We start from the raw sequence: 17,702 nt of genomic DNA, 5'->3' as shown, positions 1-17,702 counted from the left end.
TACAACTCAGGGCAAGTATTGCCCCATGGCGGCGGGCAACACCGGTTTGATGGCCTCCAACCCATGCGCCAGGCCGGCCGCCACGGGCGACGACTGCCAAGCAGGTTCGGCATGCAAAGGGGTCATGCTGACCACCACGGTCAAGCCCAACAAAATCAACAAGCCACGGGCGATGCCAAACACGCCGCCCAATATGCGATCAACAGGTCTCAGGCCCACTGAAGCCACCATCTTTTTCACCAGCCACGACACAATGCCGCAGGCAAACGCTGTGGCGATGAACACCAAGGCAAATCCGGCAGCCAGCCGCAGGGCTGGTGCAAATTGGTCCATTGGCAGCACTTCGGCCACGGCACCTGCATAGCGCTGAGCCGCAAAAAACGCGATCACCCAGCCCGCGACCGACAGCACTTCGTAAACCAGACCGCGCCACAATCCCAGCAGAATCGAAATACCCAGCACCGCCAGCAAGGCGACATCCACCCAGCTCATGGCCGAACTCCACGGTCAGCAGACTGCTGGCCCATCACAGCGTGAGAATCCGCGCAGGCAAGCCCAGCGCCTTGACCTTGGCCGCGGCTTTGTCCACTTCTGCACGCGAATCAAATGGCCCCACGCGCACACGAATCAAGTCGCCACCTGACGTTTTGGCCACGTTGGTGTAAGTGGTAAGGCCTGCACGCTCGAGCTTCAAACGGGTGGTTCGCGCACTGCCCGCCTCGGCAAATGCGCCCACCTGCACCACGAAACGCTCGGTGCCCGCAGGCTTCTTGCTTTCCAACAGGGCCTTGGCCCGAGCAGCTTCCGCAGCATTGCTCTTGGCTTTGGCAGCAGCCGCGAGCTTGGCCTCTTTATCTTTTGCTTCTTTGGCCGCCTGGGCCGCCTTTGCCGCTTTGGCATCTGATGCCCGGCTGTCGTTCTTGGTGTCTTTTACCGTCTCCTGGACCACCTCGCGCTCAACAGGTGAAGGGGGTACCACGGGTTTTGGCGCCGACTTGGCGGCCGTATCAACGCCCGACGGTTCGAGAACCTCTTCTCGCGCATCCAGACTCTCACGCGCAGAAACGGCCGATTCCCTGATCTCTTCGATTGGCAGGACGGCTGAAGCCTTCTCCTGGGAGGCTGAATCGGGCCCGGCCTTGGCCAACGGAGTCGCGTCGCCGCGCGAGGGAATCTCGATCGGGATGTCGCCGACCACCGGGCGCGGTTCTGTGTCGAACAACAAGGGGAACCCGAGCACCCCCACCAGGACCAGAATGGCCGCGCCGATCAGGCGGTGGCGTGCGCGGCGGCGCACCACCTCGATGGTTTGTGGAGGGGTCGCTGAGGAACTGCCCTGAGAGCCGGAACGGGATTTGAGCATGCGGGTTTGAACCTGATCGCCTTCAAGGCCGGCGAAGGAGCGCTACGGGCAATCGTGTGCCGTCACGAGCGGGGTCAAACAGACACGTGTTTCGCAGACAACCGGGGCACACCGTCCTGCAAAACCCCACCCACGGTGAAGAACGAGCCAAAGACCACGATTCTATCAGCGGGGTCCGCCTCGGCCACGGCTGCGCGCAGGGCCTCAATGGGCGAAGCATGGCAACCTGCCACCCGCGACTGCCCCTTGGGCGCCGTGGCCGGGTTGCCGTCCAGCGTGTCGGCCAGGGCCTGGGCCTTGCTGGCACGTTCCAGAGGCAAATCGGTCACATGCCAGCGGTCGATCAGCGGCGCGATGCGCTCCAGCATCGGCACCAGGTCTTTGTCAGCCATAGCGCCAAAAACGGCGTGTGTCGTGGGGTAAAAGCCCATGGCATCGAGGTTTTCAGTGAGTGCAGCGACCGAATGCGGGTTGTGCGCCACGTCCAGCACCAGCGTCGGCGTACCCGGCACGATCTGGAACCTCCCCGGCAATTCCACCATCGCCAGCCCGTTGCGCACCGCCTGAGCCGTCACAGGCAAACGGGGCCGCAAGGCCTCCAGCGCCGCCAACACGCCCGACGCATTCACCAACTGGTTCGCCCCGCGCAGCGCCGGGTAAGCCAGCCCGGCATAGCGCCGCCCGCCATGAGACGGGTGCATGGCCCAGCCCCATTGCTGCTGATCGCCCGCGAAATGAAAATCCTTGCCCAGGCGCCACAGGTCGGCGCCCACTTCCATGGCACGGTCCAGCACACTTTGCGGCGGCACCGGATCGCTCACGATCACCGGCCGGCCGGTGCGCATGATGCCCGCCTTCTCATAACCGATCGCATCACGGTCATTGCCCAGCAAAGCCATGTGGTCCAGCGCAATGCTTGTAATGACGGCGCAATCCGTGTCGATGATGTTCACGGCGTCCAGACGCCCGCCCAGGCCGACCTCCAGAATCGCCACGTCCAGGCTGCTCTGCGACAAGGTGCGCAGGATGGCCAGCGTCGTGAATTCGAAATAGGACAGGCTGACTTCGCCGCCATCGTCGTGACCCGATGCGCCCTGCCCCAGCCGCGCCGCTTCGACTTCGGCAAACGCCGGCAGCAAGGCCTCGGCCTTCACAGACTCGCCGCCCACCCGGCAGCGCTCTTCGAAATGCACCAGATGCGGCGAGGTGTACACCCCGGCCCGGTAGCCCGACTCGCCGTACACCGCTTCCAGCATGGCGCAGGTAGAACCCTTGCCGTTCGTGCCCGCCACCGTGATCACAGGGCAATTCATGCTCAGGCCCATGCGCTGCGCCACGCGCTGCACGCGGTCTAGCCCCATGTCGATGGTGACGGGGTGCAGGCGCTCGCAGTGGGCGAGCCAATCGGTGAGGGTGGTTGGGTTCATGGCCCAGGGATTGTCGCAGGGAGTGAAATCCAGACAGTCAAAGGTGCCATCACCCGATCAAGCAGCAAACCGGTCCGTCGCCGCCAATAACTGCGACAAAATCCCCGGCTCGTTGAAGGCATGGCCTGCATCGCCCACCAGATGAAATTCCGCTTGCGGCCAAGCCTTGTGCAACGCCCAGGCGGTGTGGGCCGGGGTGCACACGTCGTAGCGGCCCTGAATGATCACGCCCGGAATGCCTGCCAGCTTGCCCGCATCGCTCAGCAACTGCCCCTCGTCCATCCAGCCTTCGTGCACAAAATAATGGTTCTCGATGCGCGCAAACGCCAATGCAAAGGCGTCGCCCGCGTGTTTGGCCGAGTTCGCCGCATCAGGCAGCAGGCGAATCGTCTGCCCTTCCCACAGGCTCCAGGCGCGGGCGCAGGCCTGCTGTTCGGCCCGGTCTTCGCCCACGAGGCGTTTGCGGTAGGCCGCGATCAGGTCGCCGCGCTCGATCACGGGAATGGGCGCCACAAAGCCTTCCCACAAATCGGGAAACAGCCAGGAAGCGCCTTCCTGGTAATACCAGAGCAACTCTTCCCGGCGCAGCGTGAAGATGCCCCGCACGATCAGGGCCGAAACACGCTCGGTATGGGTTTGCGCGTAAGCGAGTGCCAACGTGCTGCCCCAGGAACCGCCAAACACCAGCCACTGTTCAACGCCCAGCAGGGTACGCAGGCGCTCGATGTCGGCCACCAAATGCCAGGTGGTGTTGTTCTCCAGCGAAGCGGCGGGTTTGGAGCGCCCGCAGCCACGCTGATCAAACAGCAGCACACAGTAGCGCCGGGGATCAAAAAGACGCCGATGGTCGGCCGAACAGCCAGCGCCTGGTCCACCGTGCAGAAACACCGCCGGTTTGCCTTCGGGGTTGCCGCTCAGCTCCCAGTAGATTTGATGGCCATCGCCCGTGTCGAGCATGCCGCTCTTGAAGGGCTCAATGGGTGGGTACAGCTCACGTGAGGTCATGTTTGCTCCGGCTGAATGGCTGTTGCCATGCCAAAATCCGACAATGATCACACTCTACGGCATCCCCAACTGCGACACCGTCAAAAAGGCCCGTGCCTGGCTCAGCGAACGTGACCTTGAATACACGTTTCACGATTTCAAGAAGCTCGGTGTGCCTTCCAACGAAGCCGACACCTGGTTAAAGGCCGTGGGGTGGGAAACGCTGGTCAATCGCAAAGGAACGACGTGGCGCAAGCTGGAAGATGCCGAACGCGCAGCGGTGGTCGACGCGACCAGCGCCAAGGCGCTGATGCTGGCCCAAACCAGCGTGATCAAGCGGCCGGTGGTGCAGTGGGCTGACGGAACGGTAACGGTAGGTTTCAACGCTGTAGATTGGGAACAAAGGCTGTAGGCTCCTGTCTTACCCTCTTAAGTCAACGCTTTCGCGCCTTGCATGGTGTGCAATCACGCCTACTCAGCGTTGTTGAATCGCGACACCCCTCAAAAAGAGTCCTTTAGTTCCAATTGATAGCGCAAGCAACTGGGCGAAACCACCCTAACATCTCTCTGGCGCAAATTCCATAGCAACTTTGCGCCGGGATTCGGGCTCCTTTGGCGCAACCCACGTTCGCCAAGACGCTCCCGATATCTCGAAATACGCATCCAAGGGACCCTCAATGAACATGAAACTCACAACAACGAGTCTGATCCTTGCTTCGGCAGGCATTCTGACGGCTTGTGGCGGTGGCAACTCAGCCCCGACAGCCATCAAACAGAAATCGGCCACTGAAGCGGAAACCCCGTCAACACAGGACCGCGCAGAACCCGTTTCAACGGCTGCCGACAGCGTCCACAGCAACGATGCCCATGTGTTGACCGCCGACGAAGCGCGCAAGTCGGCAGAGGCTGGCGCTGTCATTGTCAAATCGGTCCCAGTTGGTTCGCGCGACATTTCTGCGCAAATGCAAACCATCGATCTGGGCGCCATGCCCGCCGACGAGCTCGCCAAGCGCGAACGCAACAACCGGCCAAGCGCGGCCACGCCCGTCGCCAAAGCCTATCAAATCGGCATTGGCCGTGCCATCGCTGCGACCAGCCAGGCCAAGAGCTTTCAGCAACTGTTGTCCTGGAGCCAGCTGCCCAGTGGCAATACGGCCGGCACAGCCCGCTTTTCCTCTGCCGATGCCTTCGGCATTCGCCTGGGATTGCAAATAACCAGCCTTCCCGACAACGCCCTGGTGAGGGTATTGAGCACCGGTTCCGAAACAGCCCTGGAAATCACCGGCGCATCCGTCAACCAGGCCATTGCGTCCAACGTGGCAGCCGATGGCGACAGCAGCAAAGCCCGCACCTACTGGCTGCCCATGACAACCGGTTCTGCGACCGACCTGGAGATCGAACTGCCCGCAGGCGTGAGCGCAGACAGTGTCTCCATCGCGGTGCCCTCGCTGGTGCACATGCTGGAGTCGGCTCCGATGGCCGAGCTCAAAGCGGCCAGCGTTAAATCCGACTGTCCAAGCTTGAACCCTGACCCGGTTTGCAACGCAACATTGCCACCTGCAGCCAATGCCGTGTCTACCTATGACTTTATCGACACAAATGATGAGGGCGATTTGGCAGGTTTTGTGTGCACCGGCACGCTCCTGGCCGACAAAGCCGCCTCCAACCAACCGTATTTCCTCACGGCCAACCACTGCATCACAAGCCAGACCGTGGCGAGCACCATGGTCAATTACTGGTTTTACCGTTCATCAGCTTGCGGCAGCAACACCCTCAGCCCGGGTGCTGTAAAAACGCTCGGTGGAGCCACCTTGCTTTGGACCCGAACCGACACCACCACCAACACAAAAAATCCAGTCGGTACCGATACATCGTTCCTGAAACTGAACGCGGCAGCGCCCGCCGGCGCCATGTTTGCAGGCTGGTCGACCGATCGCCAGGCCATCAGCAACGCGGTGGCCATGACGGCACTTCACCACCCAGGTGGAGACCTCCTGCGCCAGAGCACGGGCACCATCTCGAACATGGGCGTTTGGTTGTCCAATGGCAGTCTGGTCTCTACGGCAGACACGACCCAACCCATGTACCAGGTCTCCTGGAGCCTGGGCCTCACAGAAGGGGGCAGCAGTGGATCGGGACTGTTTCGCAACGGCACCAGTTCCAACCCGCAGGTGGTGGGTCAATTGTGGGGCGGGTATGCCAAATGCACCGCACCCAGCTTGCCTGATTACTACGGCCGATTTGACCTTGCCTACCAGGATGGCCTGATCGGCTGGTTGAACCCGGGCTACAAGATGGTGTTCCGGTTCTACAACATCAACAACGGGTCCCACTTTTTCAGCGCCAATGTGACCGAGCGGGATACCGTGCGAAACACCGTGCCATCGTTGGTGCACGAGGGCCCCGCTTTCTCGGTGGCGCCAGCCGCAGGCAGCGGTCTGAGTCCGGTGCACCGGTTCCTGAACCGATCCACAGGCGTGCATTTCTACACCATCAACGAAGCCGAATTGGCTGCGGTGATGAACTTGCCCACCTTCAACTACGAAGGCATTGCCTGGTATGCGCGCAAAGCCAGCAGCCCAGCAGCGGGCACCATCGAGGTCTACAGATTCAGCCGGCTTGCCACGGGCACGCACCTCTACACCACCAACGTTGCAGAGCGAGACAACATCATCGCCAACCTGGCTGGCTCCTACAACTACGAAGGCGTGGCCTATCGCGCATGGCCTGTGAACTGAGCCCTGCATAACCAGGCGATCGACCTCTCGCACCGAAGGCTGAATCCGAAAGGTTTCAGCCTTCGGTGCTTCTGGAAGCCAGCTTTGTCTTTGGGTGCGCGGGAGTGGCCCTGGCCTGTGCCGGCCAGCGTCGGCAGGCTCAACTCAGGTCACGCGGATCGCGTCTACATGCGGAGCCCCCGTGTGCCACCGGCTTCTCTGGCTTAGAGACCCGCTCCACACGCAATCAGGCACCACCTGACTGCCGCATCAAGCGGGGCAAGCGGCAGGTGCCTGCCAGGCAGCCAGCAATGGGCGCCCGGACTCTAGGCCGGATGTGGGCTTCTTTACTGCTTTGGGCCGCAAGCCCTGCCACTCCAGAAAACGTCCGGTAGAGCACTCTCACCCAAACGCGCGCATGGCTCAAGGCCAGATGGCCTGCTTCAACCCATCACCCTGGTCATTGGGGCCCTGCGCTCTGGCAGGCTGAGCCGGGATCACAGAAAGGGCTGCAAAGCTGCCCAAACAGTCTCCAGCACCCTGGGCTGGGCTGCATCCTTGAGGTGGACGTCATCGTCGTGGTAGTAGGTCGAATTGGCCGGCACATTGCCTGTGCCATTGATGTAGGCCGACTGGGTATCTGTGGCAACACCCTGGTACATCGCCGACATGCCCTGCCGGTATGCGGTTCCTTTGGGGAAAAAGGCAAACTCCATGACATACACATTGGCGCCGATCAACTTGCTTGCCTGCGCCATGTTGGTGAGGTTTGCGATCATCGACGCAACACCGCGGTTCTGCCATGCATCGTTCGTTCCCTGAGCCAAGATCACATGGGTTGGCGCGTATTGGTCGAGCCAGGCCTGAATGCCTTCCGCCCCCTCCACCGTGCGCATGCCACCCACACTGACATCGATCACCTTGTTGCAACTGCGTGCGGTACGGGTCTTGATTTCGGAAGCCAGACGCTCTGTCCACACCTGGCCTGGCGTCACAAACCCGTACTTGTTGCCCCCTATCGACGTTCCATAGCCTTCCGCCAGGGAGTCGCCCACAATCAGGACCACCGAGCTGGGTTTGGCGGCCGGTGGATCGGCGACGGCATTGGCATCAAATACGTAATAGGCAAGGCCTTCATACCGATACGAACACGCATTGGAAATCAAATCATCGCGCTCGGTGTAAAGCGCCGTGTAGAAATGGAATTTTCGATTCTGCTGGTAGAACCGGTACAGGGGCGTGAGTCCAACTCCACCGGACAGGCTGGCGTAGTAAGCCACACCTTCAAGCCTGTAATCCGGCAGGCTGTTTTGAATCAGGTTCCGCTCTGTTTCACTGATCGTATACAGGTGCACACCGGTGCTGGTGTTCATAAAGCGGTACACCGGGGCGAGACCCGCCTGGGGAACCGGGCTGACCATAAAAGCCGCACCCTCGTACTGAAAGAACGAAGACGAAGCGATCAGTTGGTCGCGCTCTACCGTGTTGGCGGTGTAGAAATGCGCACCTGTACCGCTGTTGTAGAAGCGGTAGACCGGCACAAGCCCGGTATAGGCAGCCTTGCGATCAGCCGCACCAGCAGCTTTGCGCTCTAGCGCCGCATTGAGCGTTTCCCGGTTCATACGAGCAGCCTTGCCCAGCAAGGCTTCAGCAGGATCTGCGGCCGTGGAAACATTCTGAGCAGCGTCCGGATCCTCGTAGCCCTGCCACTCATCGAGTATGGATTTTTGACCCGCTGACTCGGCCTTAGCCTGGCCCGCATCACCTGACGACACCGAGCTCGGCAACGTGCCGACAGGTTGTGCGACATCAGCGGAAGACTCACCACCGCCGCAGCCAACCAGCGCCACCGCCAGCACCACGGCGCACAAGCCCCATTTGCGAATACGAATAGACCAACGCATCATCATCTTTCTAACAACAGCCCAATGACTGCACAGCCCATGAGCATACTTCGGAAAAACTTGATCGACAAACAGCTGTGGGCCGTGGGACTCTGTGAAAGGCGACGACTCGATTGACGGTGAACAGCCGCCTTGCGCATGGCACGGGCATCACATCACTGTGTCGACTTCTTTGAAAAACAGCACTGCAACTTCTCCTTGCCCCTTTAACCCACAAAGGCTATCTGGTTCTAAAAGACCAGGTTCGCACCAACGGAGCTCCTGCGTTGGTACCAGCAAAACGCGCGGTGTACTCCATGCTGGCGTTCAGTGGCGAGAGCGGAACCAGGTATGCCATGTAGTCAGTGAGGTAACCTGGAAAATCAGCCTTGACCAACAACTTCGAGGGCACCACGGCGCCCAGCGCATCGCGCAGTTCGAAAGCAGAAATACCCAATGTGTTTTGTGGCTCGACATAGATGGAAACAGGATTGCCCGGGAGTGGCGAAGAAGGGACGGGATTTGGAGCCTCTCCAGATCCGTCACCCATTGATGTGGCTACGTTTTGCTGGTTGGGCAACGGGTAGACGGCGACCCATCCAGCAGGCGGCGCTGGGTTATTGGCCGGATTGATGGCCGGCTCAATGATGCATGCATAAGAAAATTTGTCTTCCGACAATACAAATGCCGAGCCAAACTCTCGCAACCCATAATAAAGAAGGCCAGACCGGTGAAACACCGTGCTTAGGAGGCCGTCCACGCAGCCACGGTAAGGATAGGTCTCGAAAAATGTGTAGCCAGGGGTGATCACTTCGGCAACATAGTTGGTATTAAAACCAGCTGCAATCGCACGGTTGACTGGTAACACCCCGGTAAATCCAGCCGAACCCGTGGTTTCGGTGTGCGCAGTTAACCACCCGGTTGGTGAATGCACGGTGCTCAACAACGGTCCATTCCAGAGTTCCCCCTGTCGGTAGTTCTGGAGCATGTAATTCCCATGGTTGCGCGCTGCCGTGTCCAAAGCAGCATTTCGAGACAGCGTTCCAAAACCACCCTGCGATCGAATCGAATTGAGTTCATCCAACATCGACTGCTCAAAGGAATACGAATTGCCAATCACGTAATAGCCCACCCCCTCGTGCTGGTAGGTGCTACTCAAGAACATGATGGAGTTGTCTCGCTCCATCTGGGAAATGGTGTAAAAATGAAAGCTTTTCTGGCTTTGAAAGAAACGGTAAAGAGGCGTCAGTCCGACACCGGCCACCTTGCTCGCGTAATAAGCCACACCTTCGTAATGAAACTGAGGCAAATTGGCTTCAATAAAGGCCTTTTCTTCGGCACTGATGCTGTAGAAATGCACCCCTGTCTGCACATTCAAGAACCGGTGCACGGGGCTCAAGCCTGTATCGGCCACAGCGCTCACATAAAATGCCACGCCCTCAAAACTGAACACCGGCAACGTTGCTTGAACGAGCGCTCTTTCTCGTTCAGAAATCGTATAAAAATGGGCGGTTGTCTGGGTATTGAAGAAACGGTAAACCGGCACCTGCGACCCTGATTTGTTCAGTGCGGGGAATCCAGGGCTTTTTTTGCCAGCAACCGCCGCCTCCGCCGTGGCCAGGCTCTCACGGTTGATCGAAGCGGCCTTCTGCATCAGATGCGTGGTTTGCGCCGAGCTCATTACCTCGGTATTCTTCGCAACCCTGACCTCGGTAGTGCCCTCGGCCTCGCCCCTCCCGCCTCCCCCGCAGGCTGTTAAAAGCCAGCCCACAACCAAAGCCACAGCCAGGCCTTTGAGCCCTAAACCAATTGATGCCTTTGGACTCATTGCGCCCCTCAAGAAAATTATGTTAATGCCTGCTTCCTCGAACTACTCACGGAAAGCCATCTGACTAGGAGTCAAAGATAATTTTCCAGAGTCCAATAAACGACCGAAATTACTGTGTAGATCGAACTAGTCGAATGTTGAGTAAAAGACTGCGATATATATAGTAGCTCGCATAGCCGTACACAAAATCAACAAGCCAAGCACCGGGGCCTCCCGCACCATTGAACGGTGAGGATGTCCAATAGACGCCGCCTGAACTGGGAAATGCCACGGTATCGATTGCAGGCTGAAAGCAACCCCTATCAATAATACTCGCCAACTCCTTTACGTTTGGAAGTCTCCAACCATTGGTGGATTTCGCAATCTCAAGCGCCTGTTCATGCGTATATTGGGCGGGGGTTCCACTGCAGCCGTTGCCAACCCAGCCTTGACCGATACTGCATCGTGCCCAGACCAGCCCTGTAGCAGCATCAACGACTTCTGCTCCGTTCAGTGAAAAGCGCTGTGCAGTAGGCTCACTCGGACATACCGCATAAGCAGGCAATGAAAATACAATACAACTTAAAGCAGCAACAAGTTTCAATGAATTTCGACTATATGGATACATATATTCCTCAAAAAATATAGTGTCAATTGTTTTAACCTTTTTGGTGAGCAAAAATAATTTGGTTTTGCCTGCGAATTAAAACACAATGCGGACGGAACCATGACCTCAAAACTGTCAATCCAAAGAATTAGCCAATTGGTATTGTCAAAAAGACAAAACAATTCCCAAAAGAAAATCAAAAGCGGCGACCACTCACCAGCCTCACCGGATACGACAAATCTCGCGGATAGCGATTGCTGGTCGAACCAGCTCCAAAATATGGCGCCCAGGCCTCATAAGATGAAGCGGAAAATCCGGAAGATGTCCAATAGGAGGCGCGCGATGTGTTCGGATACCATGCCATATTTACCGTAATAGCAGGGAAATTTGTGCCGTAGTCTATGATTCCCATCAATTCATCCGCAGATGGAATTCGCCAGTTGGTGAGGCCGCACAAGGCAACGCTGTTGACGTAATTCATGTAGCCTACGCTGTTGCTAGCCTCGTTGATCTCTACGGTAGTGGGGTTGACGTATCCAACGCCCGCGCCGCCGTGACGCTGCCGCTGGGTCACGTCGTCATAATTTGTATAGGTATTGCCGCCGGCGCGCAGCCCGCTGGCTGCTTTACCTTCCCAGATCAAGCCGGTTATATCGTCTCTTACACACTCAGTTCGCGCGTAAACGCCACCGCCAACCTTTGCCACTTCGCTGTAGCTCATGGGGTTGACGGCGGTGCGGTGGCCGTCTTGATCGGGGTTGAGCGCAGTGGCGCCGGCGCTGCCGCAGGCCACTAAAGCGCTGCTACTGACCTGGAAACACTGCTGGTTTGTGATGCCGGTGTGGGGCAGCTTCAAGGTGCTTTTGCCCCAGTTGGCGGTCATCACGAAGTAGCCTGTGCCTTCAAACTGGTATTGAGGCAGGGTGTTGATGATGGTGTCGCGCTCGGTAGCGCTGTTGGAATAAAAGTGAAAACCCTTGCTGCCGTAATAGAAACGGAACAAGGGCGATAGCTGGCTGCCGGCCACTTTGCTGGCGTAATAGGCCACGCCGTCGTAATGGAACTGCGGCAGGCTGGCCTGCACCAGGGTTTTTTCGTCTTCGCTGATGGTGTAAAAATGCACCCCGGTTTGGGTGTTGAAGAAGCGGTGCACCGGGCTCAGGCCGGTGGCCACGGCGTTGCTGGCGTAAAACGCGGCGCCGTCCAGGCTGAACTGCGGCAGCGTGGCCAGGATGGTGGCCTTTTCGGTTTCGCTGGCGGTGTAGAAATGGGCCGTGGTCTGGCTGTTGTAGAAACGGTAGACGGTGACCAGGCTGGTGGCGGCTTTGGTGCCCGCTTTGGCTGCGGCGTTGCTGGATCCGCCGTCGTTAGCTGCAGCTTCAGCCGCCCGGGCCAACTCGGCGGTATTGAGCTGGGCGCCTTTTTTGAGCAGGGCTTGGGTTTGCGCCGGGGTGGGCGAAGAAGGCGTTTCAATGGTCTTGACGGCTGCACCAGTAAGCGCATGGGTCTGGCCACCGCTGCCACCGCCACCGCCACAACCACCCAGCAAGGCCAGCGCCAAGCCCAAAACCAGCGCCACGCTGCCCTGCCGTTTTTTGAAAAGTTGGATGTTGTTCATGTGATTTTCTGCGAAGACATAGGGTTACATTGAGTGTGAGCTTTGGTTCTAGCGAAATGTGCTCTCAAGCCCTTAGCGCTCACGCAAAAGCAACAGATTCAAAGCATGCACCCGTTCCGACGACACGCCGGGAATCTCGGGGGGCGGCACTTGCACCTGAGTCACGGCCAGCGACCAGTCTTTTTCCAGGTGGCGAAAGCGGGCTTGCCAGATCACGGGTGCATCCACATCGGGTTGGGCCAGTTGAATGCGCTCGCCTGGCGAAGCCGGCAGCAGCTCACTCGGAACGCCCTCACGCATCAGCATCCAACGCTGGTGTTGCGAATGAAATACCAACTTCACGCCATCGATCAGGCCCATGCCCGATCGGTAGCCTTTGGCCTGCACCACGCGGGGCAAGGTTTCGCCTGGCGCCATCCATTGGGTGATCAGGGTGGGGCCAGCCGGGTCGAGCATGCGCCGCTCGGTGGGCAACAAGGGTTGGGGCGCTGCGTTGGTCTTTGCATCGGTCTGGGGCGCGCTGCATGCGGCCCCCAAGGCACCGCCGAGCAGGCAACTGGCCAGTAGCGCGCGGCGCAAAACGGCGCGTGGTCTCGGGCTGGCAAAGCACATTTTCGTCATTCTCATTGGCGAGGCCCGGGCTGGCTTAACCAGTTGCGCCTCTGGCCGCGCTTGTTCAAAGCGCCACCGCCGCTGGCGGGCACAGGCCCACAAGTGATGACAGTGGGCCCGCGGTCGTTGGTGAGTGGGTTGGGCACGGCGGCGCCGGTAGAAGGCACTTTGGCCGCCTTGCGGTTCGAGGCCATTTGCGCCGATTTGGTGAACAACTGACCGCCGTAGTTGTGAACAAACGGCAGGTTGATAGCGGCCCAGTCGTTGTGATCGGTGAGCACAGCGAGCAGGCCATCCTGGTTCAAATCTCTGGCGATCGGGTTGGCGGTGAGGCTGCCGTTTTCATCCCAGTCGGCGTAAACGCCGGGCAAGGCCCCTCGACCCACGTTCGAACTCTCATACAGGCTGCTCTCGTTCAGAGGCAGGCCACCCCCCTCGGAATAATTGAAGGAATACGGCAACTGCGCTGCGCAATTGGGATCTGTGCTGCCCGCAGAACACACGTACATGCCCGCCGAATTGCCAAAGGAGTACTTCCACTTCCTGAAGGGCCAGACGGAGTTCCCTTGGGGTGGGACATGCCAGCTGTACAAGTAGTTCATGACGCTGAGGTAATTGGGTTTGTACTGCGTTGCCTCGTCCCCCCCGTGCTGCAAGCCCAGGTTGTGACCGAGCTCATGCATGAGCACGCCAACGTTCCCGCCGCCGCCAGCCCCCGAGGTGACCGAGAAATCATTGCCAAAAAGCTCTCCGCGTCCGCCCTCTCCTTGTGCAGCCGCGTTGCCGATCAACCCGTAGTGAAAAATGGCCCGGCGCCTGACATCAAAGTGTTGCCATTTCCAGTCGTAGATCGTGCGGTAGTGGGTTGAGCTGTTGGTCGCGCAATCGCCCACCCCCCAACCCAGACAAGCCTCATAGGGCACTTTGCCGCTGACCTGGCCCAGGTTGAATTGCGCTGGATTGAACTCTGCAGAAAACACGTTTCCCACGTCGATGTGCAATGCAAAACCATGCGCCGCAAACACGTCTTTCAGGGTTTGCATGGCTGCGATCTGCGGAACCAGGTCGACCGTGGCGCTGTCCATATGGTCGAGCTCCAAAAAGATATCGCGCTGATTGACCCTCGCGCCCATGGAATACAGGTTGAGCCCGTTGTAGGTCGCGCCAGGCATTTCGTTGGGATCGGGCAGACCATCGTTGTCGGCATCCGCCGATCCGGGTGCAACATCGTTTGGCCCTCCTGGCGTCGCGTAGTCAACTATCACCCAGTCACTGGCCGACTGCGTGTCCTGATTGGCCATCATGCTCGCGGCCGTTCGAACCAGTGCTCTGGAAGAGTTGGTCGATTCCGCGGTGAAGTCAGACACCACACCCGGGCCACTCCAGTGGCCCGCTGTCAAGGGTTGCGGTGCCACCGTGTTCCCAAACCGGACCGCATCGACGGTGGTATTCGTCGCAAGAGAAACCAGCTCGACCAAGCCATTGCGGCTCAGCTGGCCCGATCCCGTGTAGTAGCTTTGAGCCCACCTCGGAACGCTGCTGGTACTCCCGACCATTGCGACCGGGTTCAACGGGGTGATCGGCGCCACCGAGTCGAGGCGCGCGGCGATGACACGGTATTGCCCAGGTGCAACCACCATGGCGGGCAATGCAAAAACCTCCGCCGTCCACTCGCCTGCTCTGAGGCTGTAGGAAGACAGGTTTCTCACCGATGCTGTCGGGTTAAAGACCTCGAACCAGCAACTTTCATTGGTCGATGGGCAACTGCCCACTTCGGAAATCACCAGGTCGGTCAACGCGTTGGTGACACACTGCACCCCCACATTGCCAACCGCCGCATTGGCCGTGCCGGTGGCGTTGCTCACGCCACAGGTCTGACCATTTGGCTGGGTCTTCACACCCACCACATAGGCGGCGCCCAGCGGCGTTTTGTTGGCAAATGTGAACGCGCCATTGCTGCCGAGCGACAGATCGCCAGCCCCATTGAGCGTGAGCACCACCGGGTTGCCCGCGCCCAGACCCGAGACGCTGCCGCCCACAGAAACATGGTCGACACAGGTCACCGCCACCGTGCTGACTTGACCACTGACCGTGTCCAGCCCGTTGGCCACGCTGCAGGTCTGGTCAACAGGCTGCGTTTTGACGCTGACCGCATACGCCACGCCATAGGTCAGCAACTGGCTGAAGCCGAAGTTGCCGTTCTGCGTTCGGATCAGATCGTTGCCCGCGTTGTTTTGCAGCGTGACGCTCTTGCCCGAACCCAGGCCCGAGATGCTGCCCCCGACGCTGTAAAAGTTGACCGCGCAGAGCACCTGCACATTGCTCACACTGGCCGAGACAATGCCACTGCCATTGCTCACGCTGCAGTTCTGCCCCAGTGGCTGGGTCATCACGGTCACGCTGTAGGCGCTGCCCGGGGGCAAGCTGCCTGCGAACGTGAACGCGCCTGTTGTGGTGCGGGTGAGGTTGTTGCCACCATTGTTCTGCAAAACCACCGACTTCCCCGAAGCCATACCCGCCAGGTTGCCCCCTACGGTGTATTGGCTGGTGACGCAATTCACCGATACGTTGCCCACGCTGGCTGTGGCGGTACCACTGCCGTTGATCACGATGCAACTTTGGCCGGCCGGTTGGGTTTTCACGGTGACGGCGTAAACCGATCCATGGGCCAAATTGCCCGCGAAGGTGAACCCGCCGTTGGCCGAACGGCTGAGGTCGCTGCCGCCATTGTTTTGAAGCACCAGCGTTTGGCCCGCAGCCAACCCGGATACCGTACCGCCCAAGGCATATTGACCGGTCGCGCAGACCACCTGCACGCCACTCACCGCTGCGCTGGCCGTGCCACTGCCGTTGCTCACGCTGCAACTTTGGCCAGCCGGCTGGGTTCTCACGGTCACCAGGTAGCCCGCGCCATGGGCCACGTTGGCCGCAAAGGTGAAGGCTCCGTTGGAAGATCGGCTGAGATCGCCACTGCCGTTGTTCTGCAACACCAGCGACTGCCCGACAGCTAGCCCTGAAACCGAGCCCCCCACCGGGTAGCTCACGCTGGAACAGGTCACCACAACGCTGCCCACATCAGCCACCACCACGCCGATCCCAGCGCTCACCGAGCAGACTTGCCCCGTTGGCTGTGTCTTGACGCTCACGCTGTAGGTGCCCTCGCTGGCCACCGGCGCAGTAAACTGGAAGCCCCCGTTGGCCGAGAGAGAGAGGTCATCGCCCCCATTGTTTTGCAACACCAATGTCTGGCCTGTGGCCAACCCGGTCAACCCACCGCCCACCGTGAAACCCAGCGATGCCGATGGCGATGGCGATGGGAAAACGTAGTAGCCCACGTTTTCGAACAAGTAGACGGGCAGCGTGGCGCGGATGCTGTCTTTCTCTGCTTCACTGGCCGAGTAGAAATGAAAGCCCTTGGTCGATACATAGAACCGGTACAGCGGCGCGGCGCCTGAGATGGCTGTTTTGCTCGCGTAGTAGGCAATGCCTTCGTAATAGAACTGGGCAAAATTGGCTTCGATGAAGGCCTTTTCTTCTGCGCTGATCGAATAGAAATGCACCCCGGTCTGCAGGTTGTAGAAACGGTAAACCGGACTCAACCCCGCATCGGCCGTGGCGCTCACATAAAAGGCCTCGCCCTCGTAGCGAAACACCGGCATGGTGTTGCGAACCCGGTCGCGCTCGGCCAGGCTGATAGTGTAGAAATGCGCGGCCGTTTCGGTGTTGTAGAAGCGGTAGACCGGGCTGCGCGCCGATGCTTTGCTCAGGGCATGGCTTTCGTTTGCATCGCCTGCAGCAATTGCCGCGGCGGCGGTTGCAAGGGTCTCGGCGTTGAGCGAGGCTGCTTTCTGCCATTGCGAGGCCGCTGGCCACTCAGTTGAACCAACAGCAACCGCAGCATTGGTGGATGTTGCCAACGGTTCGTCGCCCGAGCCGCCACCGCCGCAAGCCACCAGGCCGCTCAATCCAAGCGCCAGCGCACACAGCCGCACCGAAGAAAAATCCTGCCTCCAACCAAGCATTCCATTCCTCCTAAACACCAATACAGGGCATGTTACGGCCAGGTGAACGGCACGGCGCCTCGCCTTCGCCGTTGAACCAATTCAGATGAGCCCTCACCCAATCGCGCCTCCGGGCTACACGGTGTCGAAGTACCCCCCGTCTAAGTATTGAAAAGCTGATCAACTGGCGCGAGCGTGAGGCCCAAGGAAACTGATCTGGTCCCAGCCTTAACCGTCCAAGTGCTGCACAACTTCGTCGTGGGTGTAGCGCCCGGCAACAACTCGGATTGCTTGGCGTATCACCCATCAAACACCACCGCCAAGCGCTTCGTCATATCGGCCACGGTTTGGGCGCCTTGGGGCTCGCCGAAGCTGGCTTCTCTGGTGGTTGGCGAAATGCCGGTGATCAAATCACTTTGGGCTTGATCCGGCGATGCAGCTGTAGAGGTTTGGCTGGCGGTTGCTGTTGCCCGCTTATCAAGGGCAATTCCTGATGAATCGCCTGAAGATGCGCTCCCACCGCAAGCACTCAAAGCACAAACTGCCGCAAAAAATATGACGCAACAAGCCGCGCGATCACGACTCCAACCCATCACCATTCCGCTTTCTCCTGAAAATTCAAATACCCAATCAACGCGCCATTGGCCCAAACCGCTGCAAATTCCGGGCTTCAGCCAACGGCG

At 59.2% G+C, this 17,702-nt stretch carries 13 protein-coding genes; 2 read left to right on the top strand and 11 right to left on the bottom strand.

Going from position 1 to position 17,702, the window contains the following annotated elements; all coding sequences use genetic code 11:
* Positions 1-6 precede the first annotated feature (6 nt).
* The 4 genes from LPB072_RS05465 to pip all read right to left on the bottom strand — a co-directional run bounded on the left by LPB072_RS05465 (position 7) and on the right by pip (position 3,780).
* On the bottom strand, positions 7-492 hold the full coding sequence (locus LPB072_RS05465; RefSeq protein WP_066088530.1) for a CvpA family protein: 486 nt from the start codon (positions 490-492) through the stop codon (positions 7-9).
* A 34-nt stretch (positions 493-526) separates the two neighbouring features.
* Positions 527-1,363 (bottom strand): SPOR domain-containing protein, encoded by an 837-nt coding sequence (locus LPB072_RS05460; protein WP_066088528.1) that lies wholly within the window; start codon positions 1,361-1,363, stop codon positions 527-529.
* A gap of 74 nt (positions 1,364-1,437) precedes the next feature.
* Positions 1,438-2,790, bottom strand: a complete 1,353-nt coding sequence (gene folC, locus LPB072_RS05455) for a bifunctional tetrahydrofolate synthase/dihydrofolate synthase (protein WP_066088526.1) — start codon at positions 2,788-2,790, stop codon at positions 1,438-1,440.
* Between the two features lie 57 nt (positions 2,791-2,847).
* On the bottom strand, positions 2,848-3,780 hold the full coding sequence (gene pip / locus LPB072_RS05450; protein WP_066088806.1) for a prolyl aminopeptidase: 933 nt from the start codon (positions 3,778-3,780) through the stop codon (positions 2,848-2,850).
* A gap of 58 nt (positions 3,781-3,838) precedes the next feature.
* Here pip and LPB072_RS05445 point away from each other — a divergent pair, with 58 nt between their 5' ends.
* Positions 3,839-4,186, top strand: a complete 348-nt coding sequence (locus LPB072_RS05445) for an ArsC family reductase (protein WP_066088803.1) — start codon at positions 3,839-3,841, stop codon at positions 4,184-4,186.
* A gap of 265 nt (positions 4,187-4,451) precedes the next feature.
* Entirely contained in the window at positions 4,452-6,512 is a 2,061-nt protein-coding gene (locus LPB072_RS05440) for a hypothetical protein (RefSeq protein WP_066088523.1), read from the top strand.
* A 476-nt stretch (positions 6,513-6,988) separates the two neighbouring features.
* Here the strand turns inward: LPB072_RS05440 and LPB072_RS05435 are convergent, their stop codons facing one another.
* The 7 genes from LPB072_RS05435 to LPB072_RS23355 all read right to left on the bottom strand — a co-directional run bounded on the left by LPB072_RS05435 (position 6,989) and on the right by LPB072_RS23355 (position 17,669).
* Entirely contained in the window at positions 6,989-8,395 is a 1,407-nt protein-coding gene (locus tag LPB072_RS05435; RefSeq protein WP_157694130.1) for a GDSL-type esterase/lipase family protein, read from the bottom strand.
* Positions 8,396-8,615: 220 nt separating this feature from the next.
* Positions 8,616-10,202: a hypothetical protein gene (locus tag LPB072_RS05430; protein ID WP_157559236.1), complete on the bottom strand. Its 1,587-nt coding sequence runs from the start codon at positions 10,200-10,202 to the stop codon at positions 8,616-8,618.
* A gap of 109 nt (positions 10,203-10,311) precedes the next feature.
* Positions 10,312-10,860 carry an Lcl C-terminal domain-containing protein gene (locus LPB072_RS23060; RefSeq protein WP_082876835.1) on the bottom strand — a complete coding sequence of 183 codons (549 nt, stop codon included), beginning with the start codon at positions 10,858-10,860 and terminating at the stop codon, positions 10,312-10,314.
* 124 nt (positions 10,861-10,984) lie between these two features.
* Positions 10,985-12,406, bottom strand: a complete 1,422-nt coding sequence (locus LPB072_RS05425) for a DUF1566 domain-containing protein (RefSeq protein WP_066088514.1) — start codon at positions 12,404-12,406, stop codon at positions 10,985-10,987.
* Between the two features lie 72 nt (positions 12,407-12,478).
* Positions 12,479-13,018, bottom strand: a complete 540-nt coding sequence (locus LPB072_RS05420) for a hypothetical protein (RefSeq protein ID WP_157559235.1) — start codon at positions 13,016-13,018, stop codon at positions 12,479-12,481.
* An 11-nt stretch (positions 13,019-13,029) separates the two neighbouring features.
* The gene (locus LPB072_RS05415) at positions 13,030-17,040 is read right to left on the bottom strand and encodes a hypothetical protein (protein WP_066088508.1); all 4,011 of its coding nucleotides are present in this window, start codon (positions 17,038-17,040) and stop codon (positions 13,030-13,032) included.
* Positions 17,041-17,318: 278 nt separating this feature from the next.
* Positions 17,319-17,669, bottom strand: coding sequence for a hypothetical protein (locus LPB072_RS23355; RefSeq protein WP_157559234.1), 351 nt, complete (start codon positions 17,667-17,669; stop codon positions 17,319-17,321).
* Between the last annotated feature and the right edge of the window lie 33 nt (positions 17,670-17,702).

Origin of the sequence: Hydrogenophaga crassostreae (genome assembly GCF_001761385.1) — a bacterium.
GTDB lineage: Bacteria > Pseudomonadota > Gammaproteobacteria > Burkholderiales > Burkholderiaceae_C > Hydrogenophaga > Hydrogenophaga crassostreae.
This window is presented reverse-complemented; position numbering and strand designations above follow the sequence as displayed.